Origin of the sequence: Stenotrophomonas acidaminiphila (assembly GCF_001431595.1) — a bacterium.
GTDB lineage: Bacteria > Pseudomonadota > Gammaproteobacteria > Xanthomonadales > Xanthomonadaceae > Stenotrophomonas > Stenotrophomonas acidaminiphila.
The window spans coordinates 37,160-49,733 of record NZ_LDJO01000022.1 but is presented as its reverse complement, the minus strand read 5'-3'; the positions used below and the strand labels follow the sequence as shown (position 1 = coordinate 49,733).

Annotated in this window: 14 protein-coding genes; all 14 read right to left on the bottom strand. The window is 66.2% G+C overall.

The annotated features are described in order from the left end of the window. Positions 1-12: 12 nt before the first annotated feature. Genes ABB33_RS06920 through ABB33_RS06860 form a run of 14 tightly spaced genes read right to left on the bottom strand, consistent with a single transcriptional unit; the run spans position 13 to position 12,570 of the window. Positions 13-363, bottom strand: coding sequence for a DUF2793 domain-containing protein (locus tag ABB33_RS06920; protein WP_056931624.1), 351 nt, complete (start codon positions 361-363; stop codon positions 13-15). Continuing rightward, complete coding sequence (locus ABB33_RS06915) at positions 363-2,636, bottom strand: phage tail protein (protein ID WP_056931623.1); 2,274 nt, start codon at positions 2,634-2,636, stop codon at positions 363-365. The genes ABB33_RS06920 and ABB33_RS06915 overlap by 1 nt, the downstream gene beginning before the upstream one ends. Continuing rightward, positions 2,636-2,830, bottom strand: a complete 195-nt coding sequence (locus ABB33_RS06910) for a hypothetical protein (RefSeq protein WP_211260874.1) — start codon at positions 2,828-2,830, stop codon at positions 2,636-2,638. The genes ABB33_RS06915 and ABB33_RS06910 overlap by 1 nt, the downstream gene beginning before the upstream one ends. Before the next feature lie 8 nt (positions 2,831-2,838). Next, positions 2,839-3,066 (bottom strand): hypothetical protein, encoded by a 228-nt coding sequence (locus ABB33_RS06905; protein WP_009518720.1) that lies wholly within the window; start codon positions 3,064-3,066, stop codon positions 2,839-2,841. A gap of 33 nt (positions 3,067-3,099) precedes the next feature. Beyond that, positions 3,100-3,888 (bottom strand): DUF2163 domain-containing protein, encoded by a 789-nt coding sequence (locus tag ABB33_RS06900; RefSeq protein WP_056931621.1) that lies wholly within the window; start codon positions 3,886-3,888, stop codon positions 3,100-3,102. Positions 3,889-3,890: 2 nt separating this feature from the next. Next, positions 3,891-5,465, bottom strand: coding sequence for a hypothetical protein (locus ABB33_RS06895; protein WP_056931620.1), 1,575 nt, complete (start codon positions 5,463-5,465; stop codon positions 3,891-3,893). After that, positions 5,462-6,520, bottom strand: a complete 1,059-nt coding sequence (locus ABB33_RS06890) for a hypothetical protein (protein WP_056931619.1) — start codon at positions 6,518-6,520, stop codon at positions 5,462-5,464. The genes ABB33_RS06895 and ABB33_RS06890 overlap by 4 nt, the downstream gene beginning before the upstream one ends. Before the next feature lie 18 nt (positions 6,521-6,538). After that, positions 6,539-9,925, bottom strand: coding sequence for a tape measure protein (locus ABB33_RS06885; protein ID WP_056931618.1), 3,387 nt, complete (start codon positions 9,923-9,925; stop codon positions 6,539-6,541). Positions 9,926-9,928: 3 nt separating this feature from the next. Next, on the bottom strand, positions 9,929-10,576 hold the full coding sequence (locus ABB33_RS06880; RefSeq protein WP_056931617.1) for a DUF6441 family protein: 648 nt from the start codon (positions 10,574-10,576) through the stop codon (positions 9,929-9,931). After that, positions 10,566-10,715: a hypothetical protein gene (locus tag ABB33_RS18510; protein WP_211260865.1), complete on the bottom strand. Its 150-nt coding sequence runs from the start codon at positions 10,713-10,715 to the stop codon at positions 10,566-10,568. Before ABB33_RS18510 ends, ABB33_RS06880 begins: the two co-directional genes overlap by 11 nt. A gap of 50 nt (positions 10,716-10,765) precedes the next feature. Continuing rightward, positions 10,766-11,179 (bottom strand): DUF6631 family protein, encoded by a 414-nt coding sequence (locus ABB33_RS06875; RefSeq protein WP_056931616.1) that lies wholly within the window; start codon positions 11,177-11,179, stop codon positions 10,766-10,768. An 11-nt stretch (positions 11,180-11,190) separates the two neighbouring features. Beyond that, positions 11,191-11,943 carry a phage tail tube protein gene (locus tag ABB33_RS06870; RefSeq protein WP_056931615.1) on the bottom strand — a complete coding sequence of 251 codons (753 nt, stop codon included), beginning with the start codon at positions 11,941-11,943 and terminating at the stop codon, positions 11,191-11,193. A gap of 2 nt (positions 11,944-11,945) precedes the next feature. Further along, the gene (locus tag ABB33_RS06865; RefSeq protein ID WP_056931614.1) at positions 11,946-12,137 is read right to left on the bottom strand and encodes a DUF7210 family protein; all 192 of its coding nucleotides are present in this window, start codon (positions 12,135-12,137) and stop codon (positions 11,946-11,948) included. Positions 12,138-12,144: 7 nt separating this feature from the next. Beyond that, on the bottom strand, positions 12,145-12,570 hold the full coding sequence (locus ABB33_RS06860; RefSeq protein ID WP_056931613.1) for a hypothetical protein: 426 nt from the start codon (positions 12,568-12,570) through the stop codon (positions 12,145-12,147). Positions 12,571-12,574 lie beyond the last annotated feature (4 nt).

Genomic DNA, 12,574 nt, shown 5'->3' with positions numbered 1-12,574 from the left:
GCGGAATGGGTTTCAGATGGCGATGCCCGCGCTCCAGCCAGCGGGCTTGTAGGCCGAGAGCTTGGCCTCGTCCTCGATGTAGCAAAGCCAGCCCACCTTGGGCGGGTAGAACTCCCACGCGCCCTCGATGCGCACGGCGATCTGGTTGGCTTTGCCTGCCCACGCGCCGGTGGCGGCGGCAGGCACGATGTAGCGATCACCATCGGCGGGGCTGGCCGGTGGCGTGGTCAGGTCGCGGTCTTTCACGGACAGGCCCACGGTTGCGCCGAGGCGCTTCAAGTTGGCGTCCATCGCGTTGCCCCAGCCGCTTTCGCCCAGCGTCCAGCCGTAGGTCAGCCCAAGGTTCGGGTCGGTATTGGCCATCAGAGTCCTCCGTAATAGTTGCCGTAGTGCAGGCCGTAGCCCGCGCGAATGACCTGCCGCACCTGCGGCTGCCAGCTCTCCAGCCCAGCGCGCTCGGCGGTGATTTCCAGCGTGACGCGGTCACCCAGTGCCCCCGCATCCGATGCGGCGGTGGTCACGTTCCAGACGAAGCTGTTGCCGGTGATGCCGGTGTCGGTATGCGCCAACGCATCGTTGCGATCACGGATGCGAACTGTGTAGCTCACGCCCGGTTCCGGGCCGATGTCGCCTTCGTCCTGCTGCACGAGGTAGGCCGTCTGCTGCGTGCGGTCACGGTGGGCCCATGTAATGGTGAGATCACCGGCCACCACGGCGGGCTCGGTCTGGCCATTGAGGCGAATACGTCCGGGCGGATACGGCAAAGCCTGCCGCCCCGTCAGCACCAGCGGCTGGCCATTGCTGGCCAGCACCGCATCCCCCTGATCGGTGGAGGTGCGCGGGATCGCGCCGACGAACACCGACTCGCCCGGTGCGCGCTCCGCACCTTCGGCGGCCAGCCATTCGCCGACGCCGATCAGCCGCGTGCCGCTGACGTGCGTATGTGGCGTGGTGTCGAGCACCCCGCGTGCCAGATCGATGCGGGCGTTTGCGGCGTCGAAGGCCAGCACGACCACGGCTTCGCGGATGTCACCACCGGCATCGACCAGATAGGCGTAGTCGCCCACGGCCAGTCGCTCGGGTTGGCTGATGGCGGTCACCGGCACGCTGACGGCATCGGTTTCGCTGGCGGACAAAGCCGCATCCAGCGTGAGCAACGGCGCGTAGTCCTCGCTGGCAATGCTGGCGATGTCACCTGCGGACGTGCCCGTGGCGAGCTGCCAGTTCAGTTGCCCCGCACCACCGGCAGCGGCCAGTGCGCCGACGGCGGCATCGGTGTCGGTGAGGTAATCGAGTTCGGCCCGCGACAAGCTGCGCGCCAGTTCCCAGTACGGAATCTCCAGCGCCAGCACCAGCGCGGGCGGCAGCGGCTCCAGCGTCGGCTCTTCGATGATGGGCGGCGGCGGAGCGAGCACCACGTTGTCCAGCCCGAACACGTCCTCCATCGCTTCGATGCGCCACTCCAATGCGCCCAGCGTGCCGGTGTCGATGCCGGTCACACGCACCACCATCTGGTCGATGCCCAGACGCGGCCAGTTGAGCAGGAACACATCGCCCGGCAGCGGCGCACGTTCCAGCGTGTCGCGCGCCACGGTCAGGGTCATACGCGCCAGCGGCGAACCCAAGGCGCGCAGATCGCGCAGCGCCAGCCGCGCGGCCAGCGGCCCGTAGTTGACGCCCGGGTAGTCGCGGCGCTGGTTGATCACGCCGCCCTGCAACTGGATGGCGGCGAGGTTTTCCACGGTGACGGTGGTGTCGCCGCCGGTCTGCCAGTCGGTATAGACCACGGTCAGTTCGTTGGGCAGCTCGCCCCACTGGGCACGCTCGAAGCGTTCCAGTCGCACGATCTCGTCCGGCCCCAGTTGCGGCAGGCTGTCGATCCAGTAGTCGTCGCGCAGCAGTTTCAGCTCGAACGTGCCTTGCTCCGGATCGGTGTAGAGGATGCCGCCGATGTGATCGACGACTTGCCCGATGAAGCTCTCGATAGGCTGCTGGCGCGTCCAGATCAGGTTCAGCCCAAAGCCCTCATCCGACAGGGCCCACGCCACGTTCCAGAAACTCCAGCCGATGCTGTCCTGCGGATAACCCATCCCCCAATGCGGGTCAGTCAGACATTGCACGAGGATGTGCGCCGGGTTCATGCCGACACTGACCTCGCGGCCCTGCTCGTCATCCCACGCACGCACTTCGGCGTTCCACTCCATCCACGCAGCGTCGTGCCAGCCCGCCGTGAAGCGGCGCACGCGCACCGCCCACGGTTTGATGTAGGGGTTGTTGGCGGCGAACAGGATTTGCCGCGCCACCAGCGACAGCACGCCCCGGAACGCCGGAATGGCGCTGCCGAGGCGCGCCATCAGGTAATCGTTGCGCCCTTGGCTCGGGCCGCCGGGCAGCACGTCGATGGTGCCGACCACACCGCCTTCGCGCTCATCACCGCCAAACAGCGTCGGCTTGTTGATGGACAGGCTGGTGAGGCCGTGCCCACTGGATAGCGGCCCACGGTCGGCATCGCCCCACGCAGTGCGCTCACCCATCTGGATTTCCTGCACGGCATCGACCGGCCCTTGGCACAGCACCAGATGCAGGCCCATGCGGTAGCGGTAGCCGACGGTTTGCTTCTTGCTGCTGCCGCCCATCAGCGCACCTCCAACCGAATGCGCGCACGATCGACCACCCGCAACGCCATCGCATCACCCGTGGCCAGCAAGGTTTCAGCCGTGCAGCCCTCACGCAGAAAGGCGCGGAAGTCCAGATCGTGACGGGCGAACCAGACGCGCGTGCCGTTCACGCACAGGCCAGCGGCGCGCACGTCGTCGATGGTGACGATCATGTCCGCGCTCACTTCTTGCCGCCTTTCTTGCGGATCGGATCGGCGGCCAGGTCGCCGTACCAGACCACGTTGGCCCCGCGCAGCAGCACAGTGCCGAACACCACCGGAATCGGTCGGCCTTCTTCGGCGGTGGGCGCATCGACGTCGGACAGCGATGCGGGTTTTGGTTCGGGCGGTTTCGGGGCGAGCGCGACCGAAACCAGCGCCGCCACCACGATGACGACGAGGTACCACATGACGATTTCTCCAGGAATTCAGAACGCAGGGATTCAGAACACGCCCGTCGAAAACGGGTTCTTGCTCGGGATGGCGGGAAAGCCGCCGTAGTTGTCGAGGTTGCCGAAGCGTCCGGCGCACGTTGCTGTGCTGTGGTCGCAGCCGACCGTCAGCAGCACTTCGGTGCCCGGCTCGATGGCCACCGGATAGAGCAACTCCACGCCGCTGCCGTAGTCGTTGATGATCATGTGCCGCGCGCCATCGGGCGTTTGCAGCCAGCCACCGGCCAGGCCGCCGCTGACGCCGCCCGGCACACCGCCGTCGAGTTCGACACTGCGGCCATAGACCTCGGTGACGAAGGCGCTGTCGGTGATCGGCGATGCCCCACAAGCGCTGGAATACAGGACGTGCGAACACTTGCGGCTGTAGAGCCTGCGCAGCCCGATGCGCTTCAAACTGACCTGCGCCGATTCACAGCGGATGCGCGCCTGATCGTCGGCAATCTCCACACCCAGCACACGCCCCATCCAGCGCGTGCCGGACAGCCACCAGTAGTCGCCCCAGTTATCGCGCTGACCGATACGCAAGGTGACGGAGGTGGTTTCGCCGGTCAGCGTGGTGGCCAGCAGATGCCGCACCAGTTCGCTGTTCGGTGGCAGCTTCAGTTCCAGCGCCGACTTGGCCGCTTCGGCACCCAGCGCCAGTTCGTTGCGTTCGATGGAGAGGCTGCTGTACAGATTACCGTCGAGATCGACATCGAATTCGTGCGGGGTCAGGAAGAACTGGGCGGTGTTGCTGGAAAAGGCGTACAGCTCCACCTCCTGCAAAGGGTTCTGGCTCATGGTCAGGCGGGCTCGTAGGTGATGCGGTCGTTGCCGCGTGGTTCGGGCAACTGGCGTGCGGTCAGAGTGATTTCCACCAAGGTCGGGCTGTGCCAGTACAGGTCGATGGCGTCGTGGTCGAGGCGGCAACGGGCGAGGCGAATGATTCGGCTGCCTGCGGGCACCCAGTCGTCGAGGCCAGAGCGCAGCACCAGCACCGCGTCGCCGTCCAGATGGCAGGTTGCCGTCATGGCGTACTGCTGATAGCCGTCCTGATGCACGATCAGGCAGGCGGCGGGGCGATGCCAGAAGGCGGAAAATTGCGCAGAGGCATCTTTGCCATCCACGCGGATGAAGCCATCGTCCGGATCGGCATCCGCCGTCACCCATAAGATCGGAGCCAAGCCATCGGGCAGCCAGAAGGCATTGAGTCGCCCCTGCGTTTCCCACAGGCGCGCGCGCCAGATTTCAATCTCATCCGGGCCGTTCGCCAGATAGCGCCGCTGCAAAGTCGTGGTTGCCCACGGATCGTCGCGGCGCACCCACGCGTCGGCAGGCGAGAAATCCTGCCGGATGATGGTGGCCGAGGCCACGGCGGTCGGATCGTCCCGCCAGTTGCCATCGGGCCAGACCGGCAGATCGTCCAGCCACGGGTCGTGGAGCAGATCGGCATCGGGCGGCGGTGCTGGTTCGAGCTGGGCCACCACGTTGCCGCCGACCATGCCCGGCACCCATTGGGTGAGATCGGCAGGATCAAGCGCGCGACCCCACACCAGCGGCAGCACGCTGCTGCCCAGCGGCGCGTGACGAGCCAAGGGTTCGGTGAGCCACAAAGTATCCGGATCGACCTGACTCAACTGCACCTGCTGCCAACCATCCGGTGCGATCAGCAGCGCCCAGATGTCGTCGCCTTGCCAGCCTTGTACGCCGTTCCAGTCGAGCAGCAGATCGGCGCGTGCGGGCACGAAGTGCCGCCAGTCAGCCTCCAGCACATCGAGGGCCAGCGCACCGGCTTCGGCGGGCGCGGTCAGCGGCACGGCGTGCTGCGGCAGCGGCCACCACGCACGCTGGCCCAGATGGTCGGCCAGCCAGTCGGCCACCAGCGCATCGCTCGGGCGCGCATTGCCGACCTGATAGGTCAGCGTGCGGCGCGGCACCTTGCGGCGGGCTTGGCGTGATTCGTTGCCGCTGGCCAGCCGCGTCACGCTGGTCTGCCACGCCAGCCTTTCGACCAGCGGCTCGACCCAGTCATGGCGGAAGGCAAACACGCCGCGTTGCGCCTGTGGCCACGGCGTATCGCCAAAGGCATCCATGCCGGTGGCGACGATGGCGCTCGATGCCGTGTCCCGGCGCAGCACCTCGACCACGAACACCGGCCCAATCAGCGGCGGCCAGGGCTTGGCCAGCACTTCGGCCAGCCACGTCGCGGCACGATCCGGTGGCCACGGTGCGCTGGCGGTTTCGGTGGCCAGTTCAGCGGTCAGGCTGCCTGAGGCGGCGAGCGACAGCACCTCACCTTGAAACTCCGGCAGTTCGCTTCCCGGCACCGGCTGGCTTGAAGTCTCCGTGACGTGCCGGGTGATGAGGCGATCCGTCATGCCGATTCCACCCCGAACTCGGCGGCGTTGAAGGCGGCCTCCGTCCACTGCACGTTGCCGTTCGGATTGCGCTCGAACAGCGCGCACTGCCACGCCTGCTGTTCCTGCAGGATCACCTCGGGGCTGACGGCGGTTTGCGCGCCACTGACCACAAGGCCCTTCAACTTGCCCAAGCCCGCATCGGTCTTGCGCGCGAGCATCGTCAGTTGCACGCCGAACACCGCTGGTGTGGCCATCACCGGCAGTGGCGCGACATCGAAGCTCTGGCGCAGCCCGGCGCTGGGCGCGGTGATAAAGGTGGTTTCATCCTCGTCGCTGACCGCTTCCCACGCGGCAGTGCCGGAGGGCGTCACCGTCCACTGGTTCAGGCTGCCATCGGCTTGCGCCTGCAAGGCATCGACGCGCACGTCGCCCAGAAAGGTGTTGTTGATCGTGCCGCTGGTGTCGGCGATGTAGAAGTCATCGACATCAAGGGTCAATGGGCAGGACTGCCCCGGAATCGCCCCGAGGAAGGCGGTGAGCAACTGGCCGCCGCCCTGAATCGTGTTCTGCGCGCTCATCTGGATCGCCAGCACTCCGTTGATGCGCACCGACAGCACCCCGTTGCTGGTGCCTTGGGTGACCTGCAATTCGATGTAGTGCCAGCCGCGCGCCGGGGCCGTAGTCACCGAGGTGGTGATCAACTGCTCGTAGCCGTACTGCCAGCGGTAGAGCTTGAGTCGCCCGTCCTCGCCGACCTTCACCAGATGCGCGACCTGCGCGTTGGCATCGCGCACGCCCAGCAGCAAGGGTTCGGTGTAGGTGTTCTCGTAGGGCACGACGCGGATCGACGCACCGATGATGAGGCTGGTCTTGGTGCTGTCCAGGTTCTTGACATAGCCGCCGCCCGAACCTTCCGGCAGGCGCAGCGCAAAGGACGACGGACGCCGCCCCTGCACGCGGGTGGCCTGCGGCGACAGATAGGCCGCCTTGCCGCGCGCAAGCCACGGCTCGCCGAAGTCGTCCAGCGCCTGCGGGTCGTAGTGGTCGAAGCCGTCGATGAACAGCAGTGCCATTGTGAAGTGCTCCTTGATTCAGCCGTTCAGCGCCGAGCGGATCGCCCGTGCGTTGCGCCCGATGATGTTGACGATGACCCGCTCTCCGGCAGGCGTTTGCAGGTGGTCGTGGGTGACGCCCGGATCAATGGCGTTGACGATGCGCACCGCCTGATTCATCTGCGGCTGCGCGGGCGGCACCTTCACTTCCGGCACCAACCCGCCTGCCGCAAAGGCCAGCTCACCGCCACGGAAACGTGGCCCGACCGACAAGCCGTTGAGCGAGTCGAGAAAGGCCACGCCCACTTGCCGCACGGCGGCGGCGCGCACCACGTATTCGCCTGCTGACAGTCGCGCCGGAATCGAATCCGATGTGGCGCTGCCGGGGCCGGACACCAGACCGCCGCCTGCGAATTTCTTGATGCCGCCCAACAGCGCCATCACCGCCGCGACCATCGCCACCATTGCGGCAATGGCCAACCCCGGGCCGACGACAGGAATGGATGCCTGCGACGCGGCCGCACCGGCTCCGGCCTTGGCCGCATCCATCGACACCACGGCGGTGGTCTCGGTGGTTTTCTGGGCGACCTTGGCGGTACTGGCGGCCACGTCGGCGGTTTGTTCCTGCTGGATGAAGCCGAGCTTCATCGCCAGCATCCGCACCTGCATCGCCATCCACTGCTGAAACGGCTGGATCACGATCTGCTGCAGGAAGGCGTCGGCCACCTGCTGGAAGATGCTCGCCAAGGCGCTGCGCCAGGTCTGCGCACCGGTGATCATGCCGTTGAGGGCCGAGCCGAAACTCTCGCCGATGCGGTTCCACAGTGGAGCCATTTCATCGACCGTGAGACGGGTGCGCTCCAGTTCGTTGCGCCACGCCTGCACGCGGATCACCGCGTCCGGGCCGATGGCCTGCGCGGCCTGCTGCATGGTCGGCAACAGACGTTCCATCTCGCTGGCCGATTGCTGCTGCAAGGCGACGATCTGCTGACGCGCCTGCGCTTCGGTCAGCAGGCCCGCCTGCTGCTGGATGCCGATGGCTTCCTGCGCATTGCGTAGGCGTTCGGTGACTTGCTGCCACTGGGCTTCGAGCGCTGCCAGATTGGCTTGCGCGGCTTTGACGTCGATCAGCCGATCCACCAGCGACACGCCGTCGGCATCGCTTTCAGCGGTCAGACGCGCGCGCAGATCGCGGTAGCTGCGGGCAATCGCCGCCTGCCGGTCGGCATCGGTGGCGGTGCCGGTGATCTGCGCCAGTTCCTCACGCGTTTGCGCCAAGGCATCAGCCAGTTCGCGTTCGGCCTGCGCCGCTGCGCGGGCATTGGCCTGCTCGATGTCGCTGCGCCGGTTGTTGAGTACGATCAGCTCGGCTTCCGCCTTGGCGACTTCGGCCTTCGCCTTGAGGCGGGCGGATTCGTCCTTGCCCGTATTGACCAGCCGTTGCTGTTCCGCGAGCGATGCCTGTACGCGGCGGATTTCCGCGTCAATTTCCTGCTGCTCAATCCGCGTCTTGGCGGCGTAGTAATCCTTCAGCGAAATCAACCGATCTTCGAGCGCGGCATCCAGCGCCCGCGATTGACGCTCCAAGGCATCCTTGAGGAGCTTGAATTCCGCCTCGGCCTGCGCCCGTACCAGGGCCAGTTTGTCGGCCTGTGCGCTCTTGCCGGAAGTGGGTGGCGTCGGCGGTTGTGCGCGACCGAATACGCCCGGCTGCTCTTGTTCAGCCCGGATGCGGCCAGCGATGGCCTGAGCAGCTTCCCCGACGTAGTCGCGCGTTACCGCGTCGCGCACGGTGTCTGCGAGCGCCTCGCCAAAGTCATGCATCTCCTCGAGTCGGCGACCGAGGACGGTGCGTAGCGATGACATGGAGAAATCACCGCTGAACGCGGCGGCCACGTCCTGGCCCAAGGCCTGCGCCAGTGCCCCAATGTCGGAGAAGGCATTGCGGAAGCGCTCGACGAAGAAGGCTGCCGTGATACCCGCGACACTGCCGACCGCGTTGAACGCGCCGATGACGCCATTGACCATCGCGCGGATCGCCGTGCCGATGGTGGTGAGCGCGCCGATCATCACCTCGCGCACGCGAGCCCAGGAGAGATCGTTGACACCGACCAGTTGCCCCAAGGCGTCGACGACCGCAAGAACCTTCTCGACCACCAGTTCCCAGATGGCGACGGCGATCTGCTTGATTGACGCGCTCTTGCCGCCGAACTCGACCACGGCGTTGCGTGCCGAATAGAGCGCACCCGCCAGCAGCGTCACCGTGGTGACGATGAGGCCGATGGGGCCGCCCAGCAGTGCCAGCGCCCCGCGCAACAACCCTGCCGCCCGCCCCAGCAGCGTGGTGGATGCAACAGCCTGCGTCACGGCGCTACTGGCGCCGGTCGCTTGCAGTCGGGCCTTCGCCGCGTCGGCGACCAGTGCGCTGCTGGCGAGGCCTTGCGCCCGCGCCTGCGCCAAGGCGGCATCGGCTACACGTACCCGTGCCAGCGCCTCGGCTTGGAGGGTGCGCAGGTTGGCCAGTCGCGCCGCTGCTTCGGCGCGCGCAGCGGCGATGCTGGTGGCGAAGGCACCCGCCATCCGGCCAAAGGCGGCGACCAGCACGACACCCGCCAGATTAATCAGCAGCTCCAGATGCTTGGCGACGAGCTGAATGGCTTGCGCGAGTCCTGCCGTCAAACCGGAACTGGCATCGCGCTCGCCGAAAGCGCGCTGGAAGGCGTTCTTCAGGCGGGTGAACGCGCCCGCGACCGTATCGGGCAGGCTCGCGTATTCCTCGGTGAGGCGTTCGCGCTGATTGAGCAACGCATCGAGCACCGCCGCCGAGGTGATCTTGCCTTCCTGCGCCAGTGCCCGCAGCGAGCCCAGCGGCACGCCCATCCCGTCGGCGATGGCCTGCGCCAGTCGCGGCGTCTGTTCGACGACGGAATTGAATTCCTCACCGCGCAGTTGCCCCGAGGCGAAGGCCTGTCCGAGCTGCATCAGTGCGCCTGCTGCCGCCTCGCTGGATGCGCCGGAGAGCGACACCGCCTGCCCGATGGCATCGGTGGCCGCCAGCACGTCCGCCTGCGAACGCCCCAGTGCCTGCACCGATGGTGCCAGCCGCGCATAGAGCGTGATGGTTTCCGCCAGTGGTGCACGGTTGCGCTGGGCAATGTCAAAGAGGGCCGCGTCGGCGCGGTTGAACTCCTCTTGGGAGGTGACGGCGAGCTTGAGGCGGGCCTGCAGGTTCTTGTACTGATCCGCGACCGCCACCAGCTCGCGCACACCCAGCCCGATCCCGATGGCTCCACCAATACGAGACAGGACGGCACCGACCTGACCGGCCTGGTCGCGCAGTTGCGTCAGACTGCCATTGATCGACTGGAAGGCCCGTCGCGTCTGATCGACGGCGGTGATGAGAATCTGGGCGCGGTTGTTCGCCATCGTTTAACTCTTGGACATTGCCTTGCGGATGGCCGCCGTCAGGCGGGGAAGCTCGACCCGCACCGCACGGTTGAGGTCGAAGCGTTTTTTGAGGTTCACGCGCTGCACCAGCACGGCGATGGGAATTTCCTGCCCACGCCGAATGCGCTTTGCGCCACTGCGCTCGCGCTCGGCACGACGAAACCGGGCCAGCGGGCGCGCGTTCTCCGAGATGTTCTCGGCCATCAAAATCTTCTGGCCGTTTTTCTCGATGAACCACGCATTGCCGGATCGCATCAGCGCATCGATGACCCGGGCGAAGGCCTTGCGCCCGATGCGCTGGTGTTGCGGCAACAGCGGGATCAGCATCCGTCCCTGAATCGTTCCGCCGCGCTCATGAAGCCCCAGCCACGGCACCTTCGAGCCGAGGTAGAGGGCCGGAAACACATTGGCTTTGCGGTCGAACACCTTGGCGTGCATCGAGCGCAGGAACTTGGGGCTGGCGGCGCGGAAGCTGGCGCGCATCTCCCCGCGTACTTGTGTGGCCATGTCTTTGCCGCTGTCGCGCATTGCACGGGCAACAGCGGCGTGGATGGCCTTATGGGTATCGGCTTGCCAGACGTTGAAGCGCCGCCGATCCAGCAAGCCCTCGGCAACCAGATCAATCTTCATCGCGCATTCCTTGCTGAAGTTCGGCCTGAAGCTGGCGGATGCCCTCGCGGCTACCCTGGGCAGCGGCGGTCATGACCGCCAAACGGGTGGTGAGGCGCTCGAATTCGAGACGGCTATCGGCAGTCAGAAAGGCATTCACCTGACCCAACGTGTACCCAAGGATGTCCGGGTGACGGTGGCCGCTGCGGATCAGGCGGGCGACGGCGCTATCCCAGGAGGACTGCCAGCCGCGTTCGTCAGTGTGCGCAGCGTCGGCGCGAGCCGCTCGGCTGCGCCCTGAATGCTCGGCACGACCTGCGCCACGAAAAAATCCGCATTCACCTCGAACACGGCAGCGACCAGTTGCACCGCATCCTCCAACGACAGGTCGTTGACCCATGCGCGTTCGCGCCGGGTGGTGATGGCCAGCAGATCGAGCACGGCGTCACCGTGCCGACCCAGCAGTGCCATCCAGTCCGGGTCGGTGCCGATGTCTTCGGCCAGCGGGCGCACCACGGCTAGCAGCCGTGGCAATTCGCCCAGTCGGATCGGTGTCAGCTCCAGCGCAGTACCGGACAGCGTCACGACCACCGGTGCCAGTGGAAAGGTTTTGAAGTCGTCCATCACGTCACCTCTCACAACAGCACCAGACGACCGAATTGGCCGAGATCTCCACCGACCGGCTTGGTGAGGTCGGCGAGCACTTGGCCCGACAGTTCGAACTTCAGCAGTTCGTCGGTAATGATGGACAGCTCCTTGGCCGGGTTGATGGCCACGCGGTAGAGGTCGATCACCACCTCGCGGTTGCCGTCGGCGGTGTTGAGTCCCTCGAAGCGAATCCAGCGTTCGGGCAAGGGCTGGGTGAACATTGCGGTGCTTTGCGCTGCGCCATAGGCGTAGTCAACGGTGAACGGCTCGGTGTACGGGCCGCCGGTGGTGGCATCCAGAATTACCAGCGAGCCGTGTTTGGCATTGACGCTGTACTGGCTGGCCGGGAGCGTCTTGGGCGTGGCATCCGAATCCTGGATCTGCACCGCCGACACGTTTTGCATCGCCAGTGGGTACAGACTGCCCGGCGTGACCGGGTTGGGCAGCAGCTCACCCGTGACGGTGCCGGGCGCAATCGTGGTTGTGGTGCCGTAGAGCGCCAGCGCCAGATTGGTGGCGATCAGCTCTTCCAGCGTGCAGGCGAATTCGCCTTTCTTGGTCTTGATGAGTTGCAGGTCGGTCAGTCGCTGGCCCGACTGCGCTTCCTGGTGCTCGATGGTGTCCACCGACAGCGACACCTTCAGTTCGGGCACGTTGCCGACGAAAGTCAGTCCGGCCGGGTTGCCGTCGATGTCGCGCGCGCCGATGTAGACGCGGCCTTGTCCAGAAAAGTAAGCCATGGTCAGTCTCCTTGGGTGGTAGTGCCGGACGTGGCATCACGGCGGCTGGGTTTGATGTCGGTGGCAAGCGTTGCTGCCTTGGCCACGCCCTGCGCGATCAGCCAGCGGGCGCTGGTGTCAGCAAGGTCGAGGCGTTCGCCCACGTCGCGGCGCTGGCCTGCGTGGGTGTGGGGTTTCACAAGTTCGATGTGCATTTGGAATTCATCCTGTTTGGGTGAGATCGATGGCGTGGGTGCGGTAGCGGATTTCGTAGCGGGCGGGCAGCGCGACGGCTCCGGCATCGGCGTCGTCGAACTCCCATTCGCAGTCGATCTCGCGCACGGCGATGGCCAGCCCGCCCAGATTCGGGTCGGCCAGCAAAGCCGCGTGGGCAGCGACCAGCGCCTGATCGGCCACGTCGAAGGCATCCGCACCGCGTGCCACCACGGCAAGCCGAACGATCAACAGCCGGTCGACGAGGTGGTTGGCGTGGGCGGTGATGCTGTCGCCATCGACGAACAGCAGCAGCGCAGGACTGGCCTCGCGGGTGACCGGCACGGCAGGCATCCGCAACACCGGGATCGGCGCAATCGCGGATGACAGGCACGTGACGACCTCCCGCAAGACGCGCTCGCGGACGGAGTTCATGGGG

What these genes read in the sequence shown, in the direction of transcription:
- ABB33_RS06920 (WP_056931624.1), bottom strand. Translation starts at nt 363, where the DNA reads ATGGCCAATACCGACCCGAACCTTGGGCTGACCTACGGCTGGACGCTG.
- ABB33_RS06915 (WP_056931623.1), bottom strand. Translation starts at nt 2,636, where the DNA reads ATGGGCGGCAGCAGCAAGAAGCAAACCGTCGGCTACCGCTACCGCATG.
- ABB33_RS06910 (WP_211260874.1), bottom strand. Translation starts at nt 2,830, where the DNA reads ATGATCGTCACCATCGACGACGTGCGCGCCGCTGGCCTGTGCGTGAAC.
- ABB33_RS06905 (WP_009518720.1), bottom strand. Translation starts at nt 3,066, where the DNA reads ATGTGGTACCTCGTCGTCATCGTGGTGGCGGCGCTGGTTTCGGTCGCG.
- ABB33_RS06900 (WP_056931621.1), bottom strand. Translation starts at nt 3,888, where the DNA reads ATGAGCCAGAACCCTTTGCAGGAGGTGGAGCTGTACGCCTTTTCCAGC.
- ABB33_RS06895 (WP_056931620.1), bottom strand. Translation starts at nt 5,465, where the DNA reads ATGACGGATCGCCTCATCACCCGGCACGTCACGGAGACTTCAAGCCAG.
- ABB33_RS06890 (WP_056931619.1), bottom strand. Translation starts at nt 6,520, where the DNA reads ATGGCACTGCTGTTCATCGACGGCTTCGACCACTACGACCCGCAGGCG.
- ABB33_RS06885 (WP_056931618.1), bottom strand. Translation starts at nt 9,925, where the DNA reads ATGGCGAACAACCGCGCCCAGATTCTCATCACCGCCGTCGATCAGACG.
- ABB33_RS06880 (WP_056931617.1), bottom strand. Translation starts at nt 10,576, where the DNA reads ATGAAGATTGATCTGGTTGCCGAGGGCTTGCTGGATCGGCGGCGCTTC.
- ABB33_RS06875 (WP_056931616.1), bottom strand. Translation starts at nt 11,179, where the DNA reads ATGGACGACTTCAAAACCTTTCCACTGGCACCGGTGGTCGTGACGCTG.
- ABB33_RS06870 (WP_056931615.1), bottom strand. Translation starts at nt 11,943, where the DNA reads ATGGCTTACTTTTCTGGACAAGGCCGCGTCTACATCGGCGCGCGCGAC.
- ABB33_RS06865 (WP_056931614.1), bottom strand. Translation starts at nt 12,137, where the DNA reads ATGCACATCGAACTTGTGAAACCCCACACCCACGCAGGCCAGCGCCGC.
- ABB33_RS06860 (WP_056931613.1), bottom strand. Translation starts at nt 12,570, where the DNA reads ATGAACTCCGTCCGCGAGCGCGTCTTGCGGGAGGTCGTCACGTGCCTG.